This window comes from Pseudomonas sp. MBLB4136 (assembly GCF_051904765.1).
Classification (GTDB): domain Bacteria; phylum Pseudomonadota; class Gammaproteobacteria; order Pseudomonadales; family Pseudomonadaceae; genus Aquipseudomonas.
Window position 1 is genome coordinate 1727056 of record NZ_CP196713.1, and the last position, 19333, is coordinate 1746388.

Consider the following 19333-nt stretch of genomic DNA (forward strand, 5'->3'; position numbering starts at 1 on the left):
GGTCACCGGTAATCGGCGCTGGTTGGGCCTGGTCGGGCTGAGCCTGATCGGCATGCTGCAGTCCCTCTCGCTGCTGTTCTTCATCATGCAGATCCGCAACCGGATAATGGCGCAGGACGGCCCGTTCCTCGAGGGCTTGCTGCTGCTCGTGCCCCTGGTGTTCTTGCTGTCGGCCGGCCGCTTCATGGAACGGACGGTGGCGGAAAAGTTGGCCCAGAGCTATGTCCACGAGGTCCGCACGCAGATCTTCGAGCATTTCCTCTGCCTGCCCACCGCGGACGCCTTGCGCGTCGGACGGGGTACCCTGCTGATGCGCCTGACCGGCGACCTGCTGGCGCTGCGTAACTGGTTGGTCGAGGGGGTGGCGCGTCTTACGGTGTTGACTGTCTGGCTGTCGGTGGCGCTGGTCACCTTGCTGGTGCTCGATCCGCTGCTGGTCGCGGTGCTCGGCGGCCTGGCGGTCGCCGCCGTGCCGATCTACTGGCTGGGCGGGCGATATTTCTACGACGCCAGCAGCAATACGCGCAAGCATCGTTCGCGGTTGATGAACTATATGAGCCAGCGCATTGCCGCCGTGACGCTGATTCAATCGGTGAATCAGGCCGGTCGCGAGGCGCGGCGTTTTCGCCGGCTGAGCAACGACATGCACCGCTGGCAGCTCAAGCGCGCACAAGGCGGCGGTTGGCTGCGGGCCGGCACCGAGTTTATCAGCCTGACCCTGGTGGGCTTGCTGGCATTGGTAGGGCACAGTCGTGTGCTTAGCGGCCACTTGTCGGCGGATGAGTTCGTCATGGTGATCATCGTCTCCCTCTACATGTTGCCGCAGATGCGCCGTCTCGGGCGAATCTACGAATACTGGACCCAGTACCAGCTGGCGTGCTTCAAGCTGCAGCGGTTTCTGCGTCGGAGCCCAGTTGCCTCAGGCGGGCGCCGGCTCAAGTTGCCCGTCGGCGCGCCGGTTTCCGTCACACTGTCCATCGCTGCGAAGGGGGGCGCCGAGCGCCGGTTGTCTGCGCCTGGCGGCGCACGGGTGCTGCTCTCGGGCGCCTCGGGGAGCGGCAAGAGCCGCCTGCTGCGTGCGATGGCCGGCATCGAACCCATGCCTGGACTGAGCGGCAGTCTCGATGCGATTTCCCTGGATGAGCTGGCCGCGAGCGAGCGGCAGCGACGCATCGTCCTGATCGGTGAGCCGGCGACCTTCTGGCATACCTCCATTCGGGAGAACCTGATTTATGGCATGCGCCGGGGTGAGCAGCCGGACATCGAGCAGGTCATTGACCTCTGCGGTTTGCGCAGCCTGGCCGATAGATTGCCCAACGGCCTGGATAGCCGCCTGGGCGCCAAGGGAATCCAGCTGTCGAGCGCGGAAGAGTTCAGGTTGATGCTTGCGCGCGGTTTGCTGAGGCGTCCCTCGTTGCTGCTTATCGATCACGCCTCGGTGTCGAGTGATTCGACGATCGATGAGCTGCTGGCCAAGGTCAGCAGCATCTTTCCCGGAACCATGATTGTCGCCCGTTCCGACGCGAGCAAGCCGCAGTGGGCGACCAAGCACTGGACCCTGTCTGCGCCGCCTCTCGGTGTTGTGGAGCCGATTCCGACGACGGTGCGGACCGCCAACGGGGAGACTCACCATGAAAACAGCTGAGCTCTACAGCACGCGTGAACTGTCGGCATGGCTCTATGAGCCGGCCACGCTGAGGGACACCAACCGCTTGTTCGTCTGCGTTCACGGCATCTCGCGCAACGCCCGCCAGCAGCAGGAGGCCTTCAGGGCGACGGCCGATGAACTGGGGGTGCGCCTGTTGGCCCCGGAGTTCAGCCACGACCGCTTTCCTGGCTACCAGCGCTTGGACAATGGACTCGGATTGACCCGCGCCGACCTTGCCTTCAACCGCATGCTGATGAGCTTGGGCAGTGACCTGCGGGTGCTGGGTTGGACGCTGGACATGTTTGGCTACTCGGGCGGTGCGCAGTTCTGTCACCGTTATGCGCTCTGTTATCCCGCGCGCATCCGCAGCCTCGTGCTCACCGGCGCCGGTTGGTACACCTTTCCCGACCGCGCGGTGAAGTACCCGCGCGGGTTGGCCAACTGGCCATCCGTGCTGCCGGGGCCGGCCGCGATAGAGACGATGACCAGGATTCCCACGCTGGTGCTGGTCGGCGATCGCGATACGCTGCGCGATGCCAGCCTGCGCAAGGGCGAGCGCATCGACAAGCAGCAGGGCCGCAATCGCCTGGTCAGGGCGCACAAGTGGGTCGAGAGCTGGCGACAACTGGGCCACGTAGCCACGCTCGAACTGGCGGAATTGCAGGGTGGCGAGCACGATTTCGCCCTGTGCGCCGAGCAGACCGACATGCTGCAAAGAGTTTCCCGCTTCCTGGCGCGGCCAGAAGGAAATTGAGGATATGAAAACACTATTGATGAGTTCCCTTGGCGCGATCCTGCTCGCCGGTTGCACGACCCTGGCCGTTCCCAGCAAGGACGCTCCGCAGTTGCTCGACGCCAGGCAGGTAACCGCCGCCTTTTCCGGCAACACCGTGCGCTCCTACAACCGCTCGCGGAAAATCAATACCTATACCTATTACGCTCCAGACGGCAGCGTGCTGCAGGAACGCTTCTGGGAGGTCCGCAAGGGGCGTTGGCAGGTCATGCCCGATGGCCAGATCTGCCTGGTCTTCAAGAAGAAATCCTGCCGTTTCATTGGTCGGGTCGGCGACAAGCTGTACAAGTACCGGCGCAGCTCCACCGGGCAGTTGAAGCCGATCATTCGCTACTCCGACTTCACCGCGGGCAACTACGTCGGCTTGTAGGCGACGAGCCAGCCTTGCCGGCGTAGCGGTTCCAGGCGGATCGCTTGCTCTCGTGGGCGCGTCTGGCTGACGCCCACAGCGTGGCGGGACTATACCTAGAACTGTGCGAGCTGACCCTGGCAGCGGATTGCGCCGCTGCTCCATGCTGCCGTCTAACTCAACCTGGCGCTCGGCCCTGCGGACTCGCTCCATCCCGCGTCGGGCGTTGATCGTGCAGAGCCTGCGAGGTGGCCGAGTGGACAATATCCTGATCACCGGCGCCGCTTCGGGCATCGGCGCCGCCACGGCCCGGTTGTTCCATTCCCGCGGCTGGACGGTCGGCCTGCTTGACATCAATCACCATGATCTGGCCGAGCTGGCGAGCGAGTTGGGTGGCGTCTGGCACGCCGAACTGGATGTGGCCGACCCGGATGCGGCGCAGCTGGCGCTGGCGGATTTCTGCGCCATGCATGACGGGCAGTTGCGGCTGCTGTTCAACTGCGCGGGGCTGATGTGCTGCGGTTACTTCGAGGAAATTCCCCAGGCCGAGCAGATGCGGATGCTGCAGGTCAATGTGCTCGGCGTACTCAACATGAGTCATGCGGCCTTCCCCTACCTCAAGGACACCAGCAATGCCCAGGTGATCAACATGGGCTCGGCCTCCGCAATCTACGGCGTGCCGCACCTGGCCAGCTACTCGGCGTCGAAGTTCGCCGTGCGCGGTCTGACCGAGGCGCTGGAGCTGGAGTGGCTCCGGCATGGCATCCGGGTTGGCGACCTGATGCCGCCCTTCGTCGCCACGCCGATGCTCGCCAGCCAGCATTTCGACGCGCCGGTGATGCGCCGTCTGGGCGTCAGGCTGCAGGCCCGGGATGTCGCCGAGGCCGTCTGGCAGCAGGCCCAGGGGGCTGCGGTGCATCGCCCGGTCGGTCTGCGCTTCCGGCTGCTGTACTGGGCCGCGCAGCTCGCGCCGGCCTGGATCAATCGGCGGATCATGGGCCGGCTCAGCCGCGAGTAGCCTGGGCGGCCACCGGTTACCGGCGCGCCGCCGGTCGCCACCGAAACTTTTCGTGATGGGTTGCCACAGCAAAGTTGTCCGGCTCGCGCTACCCTGCAATAGACGGCTCTGAATCATTCGATCTGAATGGCGCAACGTCGACCAGCCCTGGCTTCAGGTCTGGCTTATGACACATCAAGCAGCACTTGCTTGATTCTCGGGCGGCACCTTCGGGTGTCGCGACACCGCCGCAGTAAAGACGGTTGCAATGGGAAAGCGGTTAATCCATCCATCGCCTGAGGAGATCACTTCATGAGCACAGCCTTGCACGATGATGTCAGCAGCGGAGTATTACGGCGGATGAAGGAGGGCGGTTTCGACTTCGCCAGCTTCCATCCAATCGAGTTCTACGCCATTTTCCCGGACGAGGAGCGGGCCCGTATGGCGACCAGGAACTTTCGTGGAGAGTCCTTGCATGCCCTGGTGACCGAGCGCGATGACGGCGCCTGGCACCTGCAGGTGAGCAAGGTGATGTATGCGACCCATGCCGGTATCGGCGACTTCGAGCATGATCTGGAGTCGGTGGTGGTACCCCTTGGCGGCACCCTGGATGGCTGGGGGGTGACGCAGGAGGTCAAGGCTTCACGGCCTTGATCGCCGGCCTGCAGCAGTCCCTCATCGGCTCTCGGCCGGTGAGGGCGCGAGCCGCCTCGCCCATGCCTGAACCGACCCTGCGGCACACCCTGTGCGCTTTCGCGGGGCTTGCAGCCGACGACCGTCGTCGCGCCGGCCGGCGGCGCACTGGCGAATGCCTATACTGAACGTTAGTGATTTCTGATCGTGGCGCTTAATGCCGCGTCTTGGGGCGCGTTGAGCACGATTGTTCGCCCTGCTGTGCCGTCTTGGTGCGGGTAACTACCATCAGCTGCCTATCAGATTGATCTTTCAGGGATAAGCCTGATGGCTCGGGCTTTGCAACGCTCTAGTGCATCCGGGGGCAAGGAGTACGGCATGGCGCGAACTTACTACGATGAGATGTACCTGGCGAACGGCGAGTGCCGGGAGCACTACCGCGAGTTCACCCGCTGGCTGGCCGAAACGCCCAAGGACTCCCTGGCCCAGCGGCGGCGCGAGGCCGACCTGTTGTTCCACCGTGCCGGCATCACCTTCACCCTCTACGGCGATGACCAGGGCACCGAGCGGCTGATTCCCTTCGACATCATTCCGCGCAGCATTCCGGCGAGCGAGTGGCGCATGGTCGAGCGCGGCTGCATCCAGCGGGTGCAGGCGCTGAACATGTTTCTCGCCGACCTCTACCATGACCAGCGCATCCTCAAGGCCGGCATCATCCCGGCCGAGCAGGTGCTGACCAACGAGGGCTATCAGATGGCGATGCAGGGGCTCGACCTGCATCGTGACATCTACGCCCATATCGCCGGCGTCGACCTGGTACGCGACGGCGATGGCAGCTATTACGTGCTGGAGGACAACCTGCGCACGCCCAGCGGTGTCAGCTATATGCTCGAGGACCGCAAGATGATGATGCGGCTGTTCCCCGAGCTGTTCTCCGCGCAGCGGGTGGCGCCGATCAATCACTACCCGAGCCTGTTGCTCGATACCCTGAAGAGCTCCAGCGAGCTGGATAATCCCACCGTGGTGGTGCTGACCCCCGGGCGTTTCAACAGCGCCTATTTCGAGCACGCGTTTCTCGCCCGCGAGATGGGCGTTGAGCTGGTCGAGGGCGCCGACCTGCTGGTGCGCGACGACAAGCTGTATATGCGCACCACCTCGGGGGCCAAGCAGGTGGACGTGGTCTACCGGCGCATCGACGATGCCTACCTCGATCCACTGGCCTTCAACCCGGACTCCATGCTCGGCGTGCCGGGGCTGCTGTCGACCTACCGCTCCGGCAACGTGGTGCTGGCCAACGCCATTGGCACCGGGGTGGCGGACGACAAGTCGATCTACCCCTATGTCGACGAGATGATCCGTTTCTACCTGGACGAGGACGCCATTCTCAAGAATGTGCCGACCTGGCAATGCCGCAAGCCCGAGGAACTGTCCCATGTACTGGCCAACCTGCCCGAGCTGGTGGTCAAGGAAACCCAGGGCTCGGGTGGCTACGGCATGCTGGTCGGGCCGGCGGCGAGCAAGGCGGAGATCGAGGATTTCCGCGCTCGCCTGATCGCCAGGCCGGAGGCCTACATCGCCCAGCCAACCCTGTCGCTGTCGACCTGCCCGACCTTCGTCGAGAACGGCATCGCCCCGCGCCACATCGACCTGCGGCCGTTTGTCCTGTCCGGTCGCGAAACTCGCCTGGTGCCAGGCGGCCTGACCCGTGTGGCATTGCGCGAAGGCTCGCTGGTGGTCAACTCGTCGCAAGGCGGCGGGACCAAGGACACCTGGGTAGTGGAGGATTAATCATGCTGTCGAGAACCGCCTCCGATCTGTACTGGATGTCCCGTTATCTGGAGCGTGCCGAGAACCTCGCGCGCATGCTCGACGTCAGCTATTCGCTGTCGCTGATGCCGCAGGACGGTAGCGGCGACGGCCTGGACGAACTGGCCATGCCATTGCTGATCACCGGCACCCTGGACGAGTACCTGGAGCGTCATGGGCAGATGCATGCCGAGCGCATGCTGAACTTCTTCGCCCTGGATGCCGACAACCCGGCGAGCATCTATTGCTGCCTGCAGGCCGCGCGCACCAATGCGCATGCCGTCCGCGGCCGCATCACCGGCGACATGTGGGAGAACATCAACGCCACCTGGCTGGAGATTCGCGGCATCTCCGAACAGGGCTTGGGGCGCTTCGGCATCAGCCGCTTCTGCGAGTGGGTCAAGGAGCGCTCGCACCTGTTCCGCGGCGCCACTTTCGGCACCATCATGCGGGGCGATCCCTACCGTTTCATTCGCCTGGGCATCTTCATCGAGCGCGCCGACAACACCCTGCGCCTGCTCGATGCCCGCTACGAGTTGCTCGGCGAGGACATCGACGAAATCGACGGTCGTCCGGCGCGCAGCTATTACCAGTGGACCGCCTTGCTCAGGGCGCTGTCGTCCTTCGAGGCCTTCGCCGAGATCTACCGCGGCTCGCCCGGGGCGCGCAAGGTCTCCGAACTGTTGCTGCTGCGCCCGGAGGTGCCGCGCTCGCTGCGCGCCTGCCTGGAGGAGCTCAATCTGATGCTCGCCAACCTGCCCGGCGAAAACGGCCGCCCGGCCCAGCGCCTGGCCGCCGAGCTGGAGGCGCGCCTGCGCTATACCGGCATCAACGAAATTCTCGATGAGGGGCTGCATGCCTGGCTCACCGAATCCATCCAGCAGGTTCGCCTGCTGGGCCAAGCCATCCAAACGTCATACCTGGAGGTAGCATGAGACTGTCGATTAGCCATGACACCACCTACCACTACGAGGACCAGGTGCGCGCGAGCATCCAGTACCTGCGCGTGACCCCCCATGACAGCGAGCGCCAGCATGTGATCAGTTGGCAGCTCAAGCTGCCTCATCCGGTCCGCGCGCAACTCGACCCTTTTGGCAATATCCTGCATGTGCTGACCCTGGACGAGCCCCATGACACCGTGGTGATCGGCGCTCACGGGGAGGTAGAGATCGACGAGCACCGCGAAGCGGAGCACGAGGATCTTTCCGCTTTGCCGTTCCTGCGCAGCACCAGCCTGACCTCGGCGGACGAGGCGATGCGTGAGTTCGCCGTGCAGCACTGCCAGCAGCGTCGCGACCGCGCAGCGCTGATCGACCTGATGCACGCATTGAACGCGCATATCAGCTACCTGCCGGGCAGCACCGAGACAGGGACCAGCGCCGCCGAAGCCTTCGCCGGGCGCCAGGGAGTCTGCCAGGATCAGGCCCACGCCTTTCTCGCCTGCGCCCGCAGCCTGGGGATTCCGGCACGCTACGTTTCCGGCTACCTGTTCACCGGTGACGACGAGCAGCTGGCCAGTCATGCCTGGGCCGAAGCCTGGCTGGACGACGCCTGGTACAGTTTCGACGTGACCAACTGCCTGGCCATCGCCGAGCGGCATCTGAAGCTGGCCGTGGGCCTGGACTACCTGGACGCCTGCCCGGTACGCGGCGTGCGTCGCGGTGGTGGCGGTGAGCAGATGAACGCGAAGCTGGCCGCTCTACCGCAGTTGCGTGCCCGGGCCCAGTGACGGCTACGTGGTCATGTCTGCGCCGCTATGCCCGGGGCGGCGGCGCCATTGCTGGCGTTGCAGCGCCTGGTCGGGTCCGCGCAGTCACGGGTTAAGGGGCTTTCACCTTGCGTTGCGCCATATGCCGCAGGTAGTCGAGCAACTGGGCCAGTTCGCTGTCGCTCAGCTGGGCCTGGTCGAATCCCGGCATCCGTCCCTGGGGCCAGCGCCGCAGGCTTTGCGGATTGCGGATGTAGCGGGCGAGGAAGTCGCCGGCGAAATATTCGGTGGGGTTGTGTGGAATGTTCAGGTCGGGGCCGAACCTGGAATCGCCCGCGCCGTTCAGCCGATGGCAGGCCATGCAGTGCTTCTGGTACTGGGCGAAGCCCGCGTTGATCTGCTTGCCGGCGTTGCGGGCCGGTAGTAGCTGTGGAAAGCGCTGTGCGAGCGGCGCCAGTCTGCGGATCTGGGCGATGCGGAACGGCCATTGCTCCGGGCCGATGCGAGCGGCCGCGGGGTTTGTCCAGACCAGGTAGAAGGGCCCTGCGCTGGGCTTGTTCGGCGCCAGCGGCGGCCAGGGTCGAGCCGGATCCTCCACCGCCAGCCAGGCTACGGCGCCGCTCGAGCCGAGCAGTAACGCGGCCGGCAGTTCGGCGGCAAAGCCGTCGCTGGCTACCGCCTGCAGATGATCTTCCACGCCAACCCCTTGCAGCAGCGCAGCCAGTGGCACGGCCCGGTAGCTCATGCTGCGTTTGTAGCTGACGTCCTCGCCGACTTCGATGCGTTGTGCCCGCGGATGGGCGAGCAGCTCGGCGCTGCTCCAGTCGCGGCTGCCTGGGCCAATGTCCAGGCGCAGGTCGGCGCCCTGCACGCTGGCGCTCAGTACCATCAGGGCGATTATCAGTCCACGCATGTTCGTTTCTGCCGCTGGTCGAAAGGTCGGTGATGCCGGCCGTTTCGTGCCGCGATGGGCGTGCACGAATACGGAGGCCGGGGCCCAAGGCCCACAGCCGCCGATTCTAACGTGACAGGGTGGTATCCCGCTTTTCGCTGTGCGTAACGCGCTACGGCGACGCCCGGCGCCAGGGATGGTGGCGGGTCAGCTGACCAGACGGGTCAAGTTGGGGAGGATCAGGATAACGGTGGTGGCAAAGACGATCAGGCTTGCTTGCCGAAACTTGGGTTGTCTGAACATGGCCATCTGCCTTGTATTTATTGTTGGAGTGGCGTCGGGTGCCTGTTCGCCAGGCATCCTAGGCTACGGCGTCACACCAGGTGTGGACTGACATCCCGCCCCGGCAATACCCGGCGGCGGTCCTTGGCATGTGTCGATCACTGCATTCCAGCTCCTGTAACTCTAGGGGGCGCATCAGGTTTTTATTAGATGACTTGGTTTCAATAACCATGCTGCTTGGAACATCGGGTTATCGGGGATGATTCACTCCACTGCGCCGGGCCTTGAGCCAGACGCTCCACGCTGGGCCGTGCCGGTATAGGGCCAGTAGCCGACCGTTTGTCTGAACGGAGTGGTCAATGGCCCTGAGCATTTAGGTCATTGAGCCTGGCGGGGCCAGGGGTATGGTAGAGCGGATCAGCGATGGCAGCGCCCGGCGAAGAGCGACGGGGCCCTGCCGTTATCCAGCCCCAGGGAGGTCCGAGGACACCATGACCGAAGCATTCATTTTCGATGCACTGCGCACGCCCCGTGGCAAAGGCAAGAAGGACGGGGCGTTGTACAGCGTCAAGCCGGTCAGCCTGGTCGCCGGCCTGCTGAGAGCGCTGCAGCGGCGCAATGGCTTGGACACCAGCCAGGTCGATGACGTCGTCCTTGGCTGTGTCACCCCGGTGGGCGATCAGGGGGCCGACATCGCCAAGACCGCGGCCATGCTCGCGGACTGGGACGTCAGCGTCAGCGGCGTGCAGCTCAACCGCTTCTGCGCCTCGGGTCTGGAGGCGGTGAACATCGGGGCGATGAAGGTACGCTCGGGCTTCGAGGACCTGGTGGTGGTTGGGGGCGTGGAGTCCATGTCGCGCGTGCCCATGGGCTCGGACGGCGGTGCCTGGGCGATGGACCCGGAAACCAATCTGCACAGCCAGTTCGTCCCGCAGGGCATCGGCGCCGACCTGATCGCCACCCTGGAGGGCTTCAGCCGCGCCGATGTCGACGCCTTTGCCCTGCGCTCGCAGCAGAAGGCCGCGCGCGCCAGCGCCGATGGTTCGTTCAGCAAGTCCCTGGTGCCGGTCTGCGACCAGAATGGCATTGTCCTGCTCGAACATGACGAGTTCATTCGCGGCGACTCGACCCTGGCGGGACTGGGCAAGCTCAAGCCGAGCTTCGAGATGATGGGCCAGATGGGTTTCGACGCCACGGCCCTGCGTGTCTACAGCCAGGTCGAGCGCATCGACCACGTGCATACCCCGGGTAACAGTTCGGGCATCGTCGATGGGGCCGCGCTGATGCTCATCGGCTCCGCCGCCAAGGGGCAGGAACTGGGCCTCAAGCCCCGCGCACGCATCGTCGCCAGTGCGGTGACCGGTACCGATCCGACCATCATGCTCACCGGCCCGGCGCCGGCTACCCGCAAGGCGCTGGCCAAGGCGGGGCTCAAGGTGGAGGACATCGACCTGTTCGAGGTCAACGAGGCCTTCGCCTCGGTGGTGCTGAAATTCATGAAGGACATGGGCCTGAGCGAAGAGCGGGTCAACGTCAACGGCGGCTCCATCGCCATGGGGCACCCGCTGGGCGCCACCGGTTGCGCCATCCTCGGCACCCTGCTCGACGAACTGGAAGCGCGCCAGCTGCGCTATGGCCTGGCCACCCTCTGTGTCGGCGGCGGCATGGGCATCGCCACCATCATCGAACGGACCTAAGGAGTCTTCATCGGCCACTGCGCGCGACCCTGCAGCGTTGAGAGTCGAGCGGTAATGCGCATCTACAGCCCGTAGCCTGCGCTTGCCCCTCGACTGTCGCCTCGCCTGATCCGCGATTCTGACGCCTGTGAAGAGCTCCCCAACTGACTTGGGGTTGAAAGAAATGACTGACGCCATTCGTTACGAAAAGGGCCCGGACAATATCGTTGTCCTGACCATGGACATGCCAGGGCAAAGCGCCAACACCATGAACGCGGCGTATCGCGAGGCCATGGGCCAGGTGATCGAGCGCCTGGAGGCCGAGCGCGACGCCATTGCCGGCGTGATCATCAGCTCGGCGAAGAAGACTTTCTTCGCCGGTGGCGATCTCAATGAGCTGATCAAGGTTGGCAAGGCCGACGCCAAGGACTTCTACCAGATGATCCTGCGGATCAAGGGCCAGCTTCGCCGCCTGGAGACCTTGGGCAAGCCGGTGGTGGCCGCGATCAACGGCGCCGCCCTGGGCGGCGGCTGGGAAATCTGCCTGGCCTGTCACCAGCGTATCGCCCTGGATAGCGCCAGCGTGCAGCTCGGCCTGCCGGAGGTGACCCTGGGCCTGCTGCCGGGCGGTGGCGGGGTGGTGCGCATGGTCCGCCTGCTTGGCCTGGAAAAGGCCCTGCCATATCTCCTCGAGGGCAAGAAGGTGCGCCCGCAGGCCGCGCTGAAAGCCGGCTTGATCGACCAGCTCGCCTCGGACCAGGGCGACCTGCTGGCCAAGGCGCGCGCCTGGATAGTGGCCAACCCCGAGGCCAGGCAGCCTTGGGACGAGCAGGGCTACAGGATGCCCGGCGGCACCCCGTCCAGCCCGAACGTGGCGCAGATGCTGGCCATCGCGCCGAGTGTGCTGCGGGAAAAGACCAGGGGCTGCTTGCCGGCGCCGGAGAAGATCCTCTGTGCCGCGGTCGAGGGCGCCCAGGTGGACTTCGACACCGCGCAGCTCATCGAGGCGCGCTACTTCACCGAGCTGACCACCGGGCAGGTGGCGAAGAACATGATCGGCACCTTCTGGTTCCAGCTCAACCAGATCAATGCCGGCGGCTCACGGCCGCAAGGCCTGGCCCCCTCTACCACGAAGAAGGTCGGGGTCATTGGCGCCGGCATGATGGGCGCGGGCATCGCTTATGTGACGGCCGCGGCGGGGATCGAGGTGGTGCTCAAGGACGTCTCGCTGGAGAGGGCGGAAAAGGGCAAGGGCTATTCGGCCCGGCTGCTGGAGAAGAAGGTCAGTCGCGGGCAGATGAGCGTCGACAAACGTGACGCCATCCTGGCACGGATCACGCCCAGCGACAGGGACGCCGATTTCGCCGGCTGCGACCTGATCGTCGAGGCCGTCTACGAGGATCGCGACCTCAAGGCCAATGTCACCGCGGCGGCCGAGCGGGCGGCACTGAGCGATGCGCTGATCGCCTCGAATACCTCGACGCTGCCGATCACCGGCCTGGCCACCGCGGTGGACGGTCAGGATCGGTTCATCGGCCTGCACTTCTTCAGCCCGGTGGACAAGATGCCGCTGGTGGAGATCATCCGCGGCGAGCATACCAGTGACGCCACCCTGGCCCGCGCCTTCGACTACGTCATGCAGATCAACAAGACGCCGATCGTGGTCAGCGACAGCCGCGGCTTCTTCACCTCGCGGGTCTTCGCCACCTACACCCATGAGGGCATGGCCATGCTCGGCGAGGGCGTGTCGGCGGCGCTGATCGAGAACGAGGCGCGCAAGGCCGGCATGCCGGTGGGGCCGCTGGCGATCAGTGACGAGGTGTCGCTGAGCCTGATGCAGCATATCCGCCAGCAGACCCTGAAGGACCTGGCCGAGGAGGGCAAGGAGGCGCCCGAACACCCGGCCTTTGCGGTGATCACGCAGATGCTTGAGCAATACCAGCGAGCGGGCAAGGCGGCCGGAGGTGGCTTCTATGAGTACCCCGAGGCCGGCAGGAAACACCTGTGGCCGGAGCTCAAGCGCCATTTCGAGAAGGCCGACCGGCAGATCCCGGCCGCGGACGTGCGCGATCGCATTCTGTTCATCCAGGCGATCGAAACCGTCAGATGCCTGGAGGAGGGCGTGTTGCAGTCGACCGCCGACGCCAATATCGGCTCGATCTTCGGCATCGGTTTCGCCGCGTGGACCGGCGGTGCGTTGCAGTTCATCAACCAATACGGTCTCCAGGACTTCGTCGCTCGCGCCCAGTACCTGGCCGAGCAGTACGGCCAACGCTTCCAGCCGCCGGCGTTGCTGCTGGAGAAGGCGGCTGGCAAGCAGGCGTTCTGAGCGGCGGCAGGCCTTGGCGCCTGCCAGGTGTGATCCAGTCGTACCGGTGGTCGGTTCAGGCGACCCAATTGCCGGGGCGTTCACGTTTTATCCAGCGTGCCGCCTCGGTTCGCCGCCGCCTCCGGCGCAACGGAGCTAGACTCTGCGAAGTTACCTGGCCCGATCAGGGCCGTGCTGGCGCCGTATCCTGGAGAGCTGCCATGTTGAAAATAAAGACACTCATGACCTTGTCATTCTGTGCCCTGATGTTGTCGTCGGTGGCCGTGCCGCAGATGAATCTGCTGGTCGACTCCGCCTACGCTAAAGGCGGTGGCGGTGGCGGTGGCGGTGGCGGTGGCGGTAATGGTGGTGGCAACGGTGGCAACGGTGGCGGCGCTGGCAATGGCGGTGGAGGTGGTCACGGCGGTGGCCACGGTGGTGCCGGTGCCGAGGGCGGTCATGGCCATGGTCATGGCGGCGGCATAGGTGGCGGTCGTGCTGGGCACGCCGAAGGCGGCTCCAACGGCAAGGGCAAGGGCGCCAGCGCGAGTGGGGGGCATGGCGCGGCAACCTCCGAAGCGGCGAAATCCAAGGAGACCACTGGCCTGGCCAAGGCCATGTCGGTGGTGGCCAGCACGCCGGCAGCCTTGGCTGCTGCGCTGGGCTTGGAAAACGCCCTGGCCAACAGCACAAAGCATGATGGCGAGGCCGAAGACGGCACCGATACATCCGACGACGATGCGGCCGATACCGATACCGATACCGATACCGATACCGATACCGATACCGATTCGGGAGAGGGCGAAGGTGAGGGTGAGGCGAGCGGCAGCGAACTGGCCGACTGACCTCAGGCTATTGCGGCGCGACCCCGGCCCGGCTTATCTGCCGGGCCTTTTCATTCTGCCGCCGTCGTCCACTTGCCTTGCGGTCCGTGCTTAGGCAGGCTTGAGCCTTGTAGTCATCATCTCCCGCGTTTCAGGTACCCGCCCCATGTCGCTGAACATCTGCATTCTGGAAACAGACATTCTTCGTCCCGAGTTGATCGACCAGTACCAGGGCTACGGCCGGATGTTCGAGCGGCTCTTCGCGCACCAGCCGATCGCCGCCGAGTTCAGCGTGTACAACGTGATGGAGGGCAACTACCCGCCGGACAGCGCGCATTTCGACGCCTACCTGGTGACCGGCAGCAAGGCCGACTCCTTCGCCACCGATCCATGGATCGAAACCCTCAAGACCTACCTGCTGGACCGCTACGCCAAGGGCGACAAGCTGCTGGGCGTGTGCTTCGGCCATCAACTGCTGGCGCTGCTGCTCGGCGGCAAAGCCGAGCGTGCCGAGCAGGGTTGGGGCGTGGGCATCCATCGTTATCGCCTGGCACACCAGCCGGCCTGGATGACACCGGTACTGGAGGAGCTGACCCTGCTGATTAGCCATCAAGACCAGGTCACCAAGCTGCCCGATAATGCGACGTTGCTAGCGTCCAGCGACTTCTGCCCGATCGCCGCCTATTGCATCGGCGACCAGGTGCTGTGCTTCCAGGGGCATCCCGAGTTCGTTCACGACTATTCCAAGGAGCTGCTGGAAATCCGCCAGCAGCACATTGGCGAGCAGGCCTATCGCCAAGGGGTGGACAGCCTCCAGCATGATCACCAGGGCCATACGGTGGCCGAGTGGATGATGCGTTTCGTCGCCCATGGACGCTCGGGGCTGGAGCTCTAAGCGAGACTGCGCGAAGGCTCGGGTCCGCGCGGGGTATTCTGATCCCCGCGCACCTGATTCGAGGGTGGTGTCGGGGATCTTGCGGTTCCGGCGGCAGTCACGGGAGCAGTGCGGACTCGCGCCCTGCCGCGTTCTTGTGGGGTGAAGACCAAGGCGGCGTGCAGCCAAGCGCGCCCGAAGGCCCACGTTTCGCCGTGGACGGCGTCGCTGCGGTCTCGTCTCCGGGACTCAGGAGCTGGCCAGTTGCCGATCCATCGCGGCGATGCACTGCTGCATCTGCTGGCGGCACTGCTCCATCAGGCGCGGCAGGTCGTCTAGGCTCAGGCCGGCGGTGGGAATGGCCGGCAACGAGCGGATCAGGATGCGCCCGCTGTGCCAGCGGTTCAGGCGCATCTGCCTGACGTAGCTGCTGGCGCATACCGGGATGATGGGCACGCCGGCGGCTATGGCCATCTGGAAGGCGCCTTTCTTGAATGGCAACAGCTCACCGCCGCCGTTGCGCGTGCCCTCGGGAAAGACCCAGATCGAGGTGTTGCGCTGCTTGAGGGTGTCGGTGGTCTTGAGCATGGCCCGCTTGGCCCGCTGCGCGTTGCTGCGGTCGAGCAGCACATTGCCGGCCAGCCAGTAGAGTTGGCCGAAGAACGGCAGCCACTTCAGGCTTTTCTTGCCGATGCTCACGGTGCGCTGCGGCACCACGCGTCCGAGGACGTAGAGGTCGTAGTTGGACTGGTGATTGGCGATTATCACGCAGGCGGGATGGTGCTCCAGCAACGGCTTGACCTCGGTCTTCACTTTCAGGCCGAGCAGGCAGAGCGCCGGTAGGGAGTAGAGGCGGGCGCAGATGCGGCTGTTATCCGGGTTGAACGGCCGCAAAAGGCCGAGCAGCAGGCCAAGCATGCCGGCTAGAACGAAGTGCACGGCCATCGCTAGCATGCGCAGAAGAAACAGCATTGGGAACGCCCGAGAGGAGAAAGGGCGCGCAGTGTAGGGGGGCGCTCTGCACTCGGCAAATGCTGCTGATCGGTGGCGCTGGCCGGGTTCTGCAGCGAGCGAGGCGCCTGCCTGGCGCTCGCTCGTTGCCAGCGGGCGGCTTGCCCGCTGGGCTCGCCGTCGACTCAGACCTTGAAACGGCCCAGAAGGCGATCCTGGTGCCCGACCTGATCGACCATCACCGCGCACTGGCGAACCTGCTGCTCGGCGCCGTTGGCGACCTCATGGCTGATGTCGCGAATGTTGGTGGTGTTGCGGTTGATCTCCTCGGTGGTGGCGCTCTGCTCTTCGGCTGCCGTGGCGATCTGCAGGTTCATGTCGTTGATGCGGGTGATCGCCTCGCGGATGCGCCCCAGCATGGCATTGGCTGCACTGGCGTCCTCTGCGGTCTGGCTGGCGGTGTCGCGGCTCTGCTGCATGCGCGCTTCCGCCTGTTTTACCCCGGACTGCAGTTGATCGATCATCTGGCGGATTTCCTGGGTGGATTGCTGGGTGCGCGAGGCGAGCGAGCGCACCTCGTCGGCCACCACGGCGAAGCCGCGTCCGGACTCGCCGGCACGCGCGGCCTCGATGGCCGCGTTGAGCGCCAGCAGGTTGGTCTGGTCGGCGATGCTGGTGATGACCGAGAGGATCGACTCGATGTTGTGGCTGAGCTTGGCCAGCTCGTTGATCGACTGGCTGGTGTCGTTCATTTCATCGGCCAGGCGCTTGATTGCCGCGGTGGACTGGGAAACCACGGTCACGCCGTTCTCGGTCTCGTCGTTGGCGGCGATCGCCGCCTGGGCCGCGGCCTGGGCATTGCGTGCCACCTCTTCGGCGGTGGAGGCCATTTCCTGCATGGCGGTGGCCAGCTGGTCCAGCTCCTGCAGCTGCTCCTGCAGGCGACCGGAGGCCTGGTCGGCCTCGATCGAGGTCAGCGAGGTGCTTTCGCGAACCTGGCGCGAGCTGCCCATCACATCGCCGATCAGGCTCTGCAGGTTCTGCAGGAAGCCGTTGAACTCGCGCTCGACCGCGGCGATCTCGTCATTGCCCTCGGCTGGCAGGCGGCGGGTCAGGTCGCCTTCACCGCTGTTGATATCGCGCAAGGAGTTTTGCAGCTGGCTCAGCGGGCGCAGCAGGTGGGCCATCAGTGCGCCCAGCAGCAGCAGGCTCAGGGCCACGCCGATCAGGGTGCCGGTGGCTGCGCGCCAGCTGAGCGCGTTGGCCTCGGCGAGGACCTTGCTTTCATCCAGCACCACGCCGATGTACCAGTCCATGCCCTTGAGGTTGCTCAGCGGAGTGAAGGACACCAGCATGTTCTCGCCGTTGCCGCTGATGGCGGTCAGTTCTTGCTTGAGGGCCGGGGCTTGGCCATCGAACAGCTCGCTCAGTGGCTTGCCATTGAGCTCGGTGCTCGGGTGCGAAATGATGTTGCCGTTACGGGCCAGCAGGAAGGCATAGCCGGCGCCGTTGAAGTTCAGGGTGTTGATGGTGTCGGAGATGGTCTTCAGGCTGATGTCGCCGCCGAAGGCCCCTTTGAACTGACCGCGGTCGCTGAGCTTGGCTACGGCGGAGATCAGGATCTCGCCACTGGCGGCGTCGGGGTAAGGCTCGGTGAGCATCGCCTGATTGGCCGACTTGGCCACCGGGTACCAGGGCCGCTGCCGCGCATCCCAACCGGTAGGGTTCCAGCTCGGGTCATTGGTGATGCGCTTACCATCGGTATCGAGTCCGCCGAAGATCAGCAGAAACTGCTGCTTGAGAATCGGTTGGTCGAACACGCTTTGGATCCGCTCGGCGCTGAAGCCGCTGTCGATGTTCTGCGCCATCATGTCGATCAGCTGCAGTTTGCCGTTCAACCAGTTCTCGATCTGACGCGCCAGGGCGCCGCTGGCCTCTTTGATGCTGGACTCGGTCTGCTCGTTCAGGCTGGTGCGGACCTGACTGATCTGCACCAGTGACAGCAGGCTGGTGGTGAGAAACAGCACGGTCGCCGCCGCGAGGCCAACTTTGTGGGCAATTTTCATAGGCGCTTATTCCTTATTGGTTCGGACCTCGCCAACTGCTGGAGGTCCGGTACAAGGGAGTCGGCCATCAACTCGGATTCTTTACGCCTGACGAACAATTGAAGGTTCTTTAATTGGCTGATGGCCGTTCCGGTGTGATCTCCCCCTGCGACCCTCCAGTTGTGCACTGATTGTTCGCCTCGGCTGCGCTGGTGCCTGCGGGCGTTTCATTCGTATCCAGCGCCTATCCGTCGGAAAGCGCTGGTGGCGATTACAATGGCAAGGGCGGCGAGGGCAAGGGCCGACGCTAGCGGTGGCTATTTGGGCCGCAGCCGGTGCTGGCGTGATGTACCGTCGGACAGCGATGAGCTTGCCAGGCCGGCATAGGTCGGGGGGAAGGCAGGCATGTCGGCCACGAGCATGCCATCAGTAGTCCAGACCAGATCAGGGATGGCGGCATTGGCTGCAGTGCCAGTCACTAGGCGGTCAGGATGAATTCGTACTTTCTGGTAACCAATGCAAGAAAAGCCCGTTACTCCCACCGGGCTTTTTCGTTGCGCGAGTACCGGTTAGAGCAGTTGCTGGCGATCCTGCTCGATGGCCTTATCGAGGGTTTCCAGCAGCGCCTGGCGCACTTTCAGCTTGGTGTTGCGGTGCGCGGTCATGTTGATCTTCTTCAGCTGTTGCGCGGCTTCCAGGGCGGTGGCCATCAGTTGCTCCGCCGGCACCACCTTATCCAGGAAGCCGGCATCGACGGCGCCTTGCGGGTCGAACATCTCGCCATTGATCACCGAACGATGGAACGCCGACTTGCGCAGGCGGTCGCGGGCCAGTTCGATGCCCACGTGGTGCATGGTCATGCCGATCTGCACCTCATTCAGGCCGATGCTGAACGGACCCTCGACACCGATGCGGTAGTCGGCCGAGAGCAGGATGAAGGCGCCCTTGGCCACCGCATGGCCGGGACAGGCAACGATGATCGGGAGGGGATGGGCGAGCATGCGCCGCGCCAGCGTCGAGCCGGCGGCAACCAGGGCGATGGCGTTCTGCGGACCGGAGGTCATCACCTTCAGGTCGTAGCCGCCCGAGAGAATGCCCGGCTGGCCGGTGATGACGACGATGGCCTTGTCCTGCTCGGCGCGATCCAGCGCAGCATTGAAGGCGGCGATCACGTCCGGGGAAATGGCGTTCACCTTGCCATTGTTCAGGGTCAGGGTGGCAATGCCGTCTTCGAGTTGATAGCTGATCAGGTCGCTCATCGCGGGGTTCCTTGTGCTGAGGTGGGGCAGACGTTACTCACCCGTTCCGTCTAGGTAAAGCGCGGCGGCTGACCGGTTGGTCAGCCAACAGGCCCGGTTCTTCTGAGGCGGGCGCCACGCGACGCGAGCGGCTCGGCTGGAGCGCGTGGTCACCGGCAGTCGATAGAGTCCGTTTCGGATGCGGCGGTCGCAGAGCATGATCGCCGGCTTGCCTTCCCTATGGCCGCGCCGGGAGCAGGACGTAGCAGCCCAATAACCAGCATTTGGCATAAGCGCATGAATCTTTTG

At 64.7% G+C, this 19333-nt stretch carries 16 protein-coding genes and 1 pseudogene; 12 read left to right on the forward strand and 5 right to left on the reverse strand.

What is annotated here, in order from left to right:
• The first annotated feature begins 22 nt into the window (after positions 1 to 22).
• The 8 genes from ACSX1D_RS08080 to ACSX1D_RS08115 all read left to right on the forward strand — a co-directional run bounded on the left by ACSX1D_RS08080 (position 23) and on the right by ACSX1D_RS08115 (position 7955).
• Complete coding sequence (locus ACSX1D_RS08080; RefSeq protein ID WP_439861749.1) at positions 23 to 1645, forward strand: ABC transporter transmembrane domain-containing protein; 1623 nt, start codon at positions 23 to 25, stop codon at positions 1643 to 1645.
• Positions 1632 to 2402 (forward strand): alpha/beta hydrolase, encoded by a 771-nt coding sequence (locus ACSX1D_RS08085; protein WP_439861750.1) that lies wholly within the window; start codon positions 1632 to 1634, stop codon positions 2400 to 2402. Before ACSX1D_RS08080 ends, ACSX1D_RS08085 begins: the two co-directional genes overlap by 14 nt.
• 4 nt (positions 2403 to 2406) lie before the next feature.
• On the forward strand, positions 2407 to 2811 hold the full coding sequence (locus ACSX1D_RS08090) for a hypothetical protein (RefSeq protein ID WP_439861751.1): 405 nt from the start codon (positions 2407 to 2409) through the stop codon (positions 2809 to 2811).
• A gap of 235 nt (positions 2812 to 3046) precedes the next feature.
• Positions 3047 to 3808 carry an SDR family oxidoreductase gene (locus ACSX1D_RS08095; RefSeq protein ID WP_439861752.1) on the forward strand — a complete coding sequence of 254 codons (762 nt, stop codon included), beginning with the start codon at positions 3047 to 3049 and terminating at the stop codon, positions 3806 to 3808.
• A gap of 291 nt (positions 3809 to 4099) precedes the next feature.
• Positions 4100 to 4441, forward strand: a complete 342-nt coding sequence (locus tag ACSX1D_RS08100) for a ribonuclease E inhibitor RraB (RefSeq protein ID WP_208709501.1) — start codon at positions 4100 to 4102, stop codon at positions 4439 to 4441.
• 357 nt (positions 4442 to 4798) lie between these two features.
• Entirely contained in the window at positions 4799 to 6208 is a 1410-nt protein-coding gene (locus ACSX1D_RS08105; protein ID WP_439861753.1) for a circularly permuted type 2 ATP-grasp protein, read from the forward strand.
• Positions 6209 to 6210: 2 nt separating this feature from the next.
• Positions 6211 to 7161: an alpha-E domain-containing protein gene (locus ACSX1D_RS08110; protein ID WP_208709505.1), complete on the forward strand. Its 951-nt coding sequence runs from the start codon at positions 6211 to 6213 to the stop codon at positions 7159 to 7161.
• Complete coding sequence (locus ACSX1D_RS08115; RefSeq protein WP_439861754.1) at positions 7158 to 7955, forward strand: transglutaminase family protein; 798 nt, start codon at positions 7158 to 7160, stop codon at positions 7953 to 7955. Before ACSX1D_RS08110 ends, ACSX1D_RS08115 begins: the two co-directional genes overlap by 4 nt.
• A gap of 91 nt (positions 7956 to 8046) precedes the next feature.
• Here ACSX1D_RS08115 and ACSX1D_RS08120 read toward each other — a convergent pair whose 3' ends face one another.
• Positions 8047 to 8847 carry a c-type cytochrome gene (locus ACSX1D_RS08120; RefSeq protein ID WP_439861755.1) on the reverse strand — a complete coding sequence of 267 codons (801 nt, stop codon included), beginning with the start codon at positions 8845 to 8847 and terminating at the stop codon, positions 8047 to 8049.
• A 752-nt stretch (positions 8848 to 9599) separates the two neighbouring features.
• Here ACSX1D_RS08120 and ACSX1D_RS08125 point away from each other — a divergent pair.
• The 4 genes from ACSX1D_RS08125 (at position 9600) to ACSX1D_RS08140 (ending at position 14811) form a co-directional block, all read left to right on the forward strand.
• Positions 9600 to 10805, forward strand: coding sequence for an acetyl-CoA C-acetyltransferase (locus ACSX1D_RS08125; protein ID WP_439861756.1), 1206 nt, complete (start codon positions 9600 to 9602; stop codon positions 10803 to 10805).
• 163 nt (positions 10806 to 10968) lie between these two features.
• Positions 10969 to 13113: a 3-hydroxyacyl-CoA dehydrogenase NAD-binding domain-containing protein gene (locus ACSX1D_RS08130; RefSeq protein ID WP_439861757.1), complete on the forward strand. Its 2145-nt coding sequence runs from the start codon at positions 10969 to 10971 to the stop codon at positions 13111 to 13113.
• A 221-nt stretch (positions 13114 to 13334) separates the two neighbouring features.
• Positions 13335 to 13937 carry a hypothetical protein gene (locus ACSX1D_RS08135; protein WP_439861758.1) on the forward strand — a complete coding sequence of 201 codons (603 nt, stop codon included), beginning with the start codon at positions 13335 to 13337 and terminating at the stop codon, positions 13935 to 13937.
• A gap of 145 nt (positions 13938 to 14082) precedes the next feature.
• Complete coding sequence (locus tag ACSX1D_RS08140; protein ID WP_439861759.1) at positions 14083 to 14811, forward strand: amidotransferase; 729 nt, start codon at positions 14083 to 14085, stop codon at positions 14809 to 14811.
• A 228-nt stretch (positions 14812 to 15039) separates the two neighbouring features.
• On the opposite strand, the gene ACSX1D_RS08145 is transcribed toward ACSX1D_RS08140, so the two are convergent.
• From ACSX1D_RS08145 to ACSX1D_RS08160, 4 genes and pseudogenes are all read right to left on the reverse strand, one after another.
• Complete coding sequence (locus ACSX1D_RS08145) at positions 15040 to 15762, reverse strand: 1-acylglycerol-3-phosphate O-acyltransferase (RefSeq protein WP_439861760.1); 723 nt, start codon at positions 15760 to 15762, stop codon at positions 15040 to 15042.
• Between the two features lie 164 nt (positions 15763 to 15926).
• Positions 15927 to 16754 (reverse strand): methyl-accepting chemotaxis protein, encoded by an 828-nt coding sequence (locus tag ACSX1D_RS08150; RefSeq protein WP_439862281.1) that lies wholly within the window; start codon positions 16752 to 16754, stop codon positions 15927 to 15929.
• Between the two features lie 78 nt (positions 16755 to 16832).
• Positions 16833 to 17807, reverse strand: a pseudogene (locus tag ACSX1D_RS08155) (cache domain-containing protein); the annotation flags it as partial.
• 548 nt (positions 17808 to 18355) lie between these two features.
• A complete protein-coding gene (locus tag ACSX1D_RS08160) occupies positions 18356 to 19045 on the reverse strand; it encodes a crotonase/enoyl-CoA hydratase family protein (protein ID WP_439861761.1) in 690 nt (229 codons plus the stop codon).
• Positions 19046 to 19333 lie beyond the last annotated feature (288 nt).

What these genes read in the sequence shown, in the direction of transcription:
- ACSX1D_RS08145 (WP_439861760.1), bottom strand. Translation starts at nt 15,762, where the DNA reads ATGCTGTTTCTTCTGCGCATGCTAGCGATGGCCGTGCACTTCGTTCTA.
- ACSX1D_RS08085 (WP_439861750.1), top strand. Translation starts at nt 1,632, where the DNA reads ATGAAAACAGCTGAGCTCTACAGCACGCGTGAACTGTCGGCATGGCTC.
- ACSX1D_RS08100 (WP_208709501.1), top strand. Translation starts at nt 4,100, where the DNA reads ATGAGCACAGCCTTGCACGATGATGTCAGCAGCGGAGTATTACGGCGG.
- ACSX1D_RS08135 (WP_439861758.1), top strand. Translation starts at nt 13,335, where the DNA reads ATGACCTTGTCATTCTGTGCCCTGATGTTGTCGTCGGTGGCCGTGCCG.
- ACSX1D_RS08120 (WP_439861755.1), bottom strand. Translation starts at nt 8,847, where the DNA reads ATGCGTGGACTGATAATCGCCCTGATGGTACTGAGCGCCAGCGTGCAG.
- ACSX1D_RS08110 (WP_208709505.1), top strand. Translation starts at nt 6,211, where the DNA reads ATGCTGTCGAGAACCGCCTCCGATCTGTACTGGATGTCCCGTTATCTG.
- ACSX1D_RS08140 (WP_439861759.1), top strand. Translation starts at nt 14,083, where the DNA reads ATGTCGCTGAACATCTGCATTCTGGAAACAGACATTCTTCGTCCCGAG.
- ACSX1D_RS08125 (WP_439861756.1), top strand. Translation starts at nt 9,600, where the DNA reads ATGACCGAAGCATTCATTTTCGATGCACTGCGCACGCCCCGTGGCAAA.
- ACSX1D_RS08160 (WP_439861761.1), bottom strand. Translation starts at nt 19,045, where the DNA reads ATGAGCGACCTGATCAGCTATCAACTCGAAGACGGCATTGCCACCCTG.
- ACSX1D_RS08105 (WP_439861753.1), top strand. Translation starts at nt 4,799, where the DNA reads ATGGCGCGAACTTACTACGATGAGATGTACCTGGCGAACGGCGAGTGC.
- ACSX1D_RS08130 (WP_439861757.1), top strand. Translation starts at nt 10,969, where the DNA reads ATGACTGACGCCATTCGTTACGAAAAGGGCCCGGACAATATCGTTGTC.
- ACSX1D_RS08115 (WP_439861754.1), top strand. Translation starts at nt 7,158, where the DNA reads ATGAGACTGTCGATTAGCCATGACACCACCTACCACTACGAGGACCAG.
- ACSX1D_RS08150 (WP_439862281.1), bottom strand. Translation starts at nt 16,754, where the DNA reads ATGGGCAGCTCGCGCCAGGTTCGCGAAAGCACCTCGCTGACCTCGATC.
- ACSX1D_RS08090 (WP_439861751.1), top strand. Translation starts at nt 2,407, where the DNA reads ATGAAAACACTATTGATGAGTTCCCTTGGCGCGATCCTGCTCGCCGGT.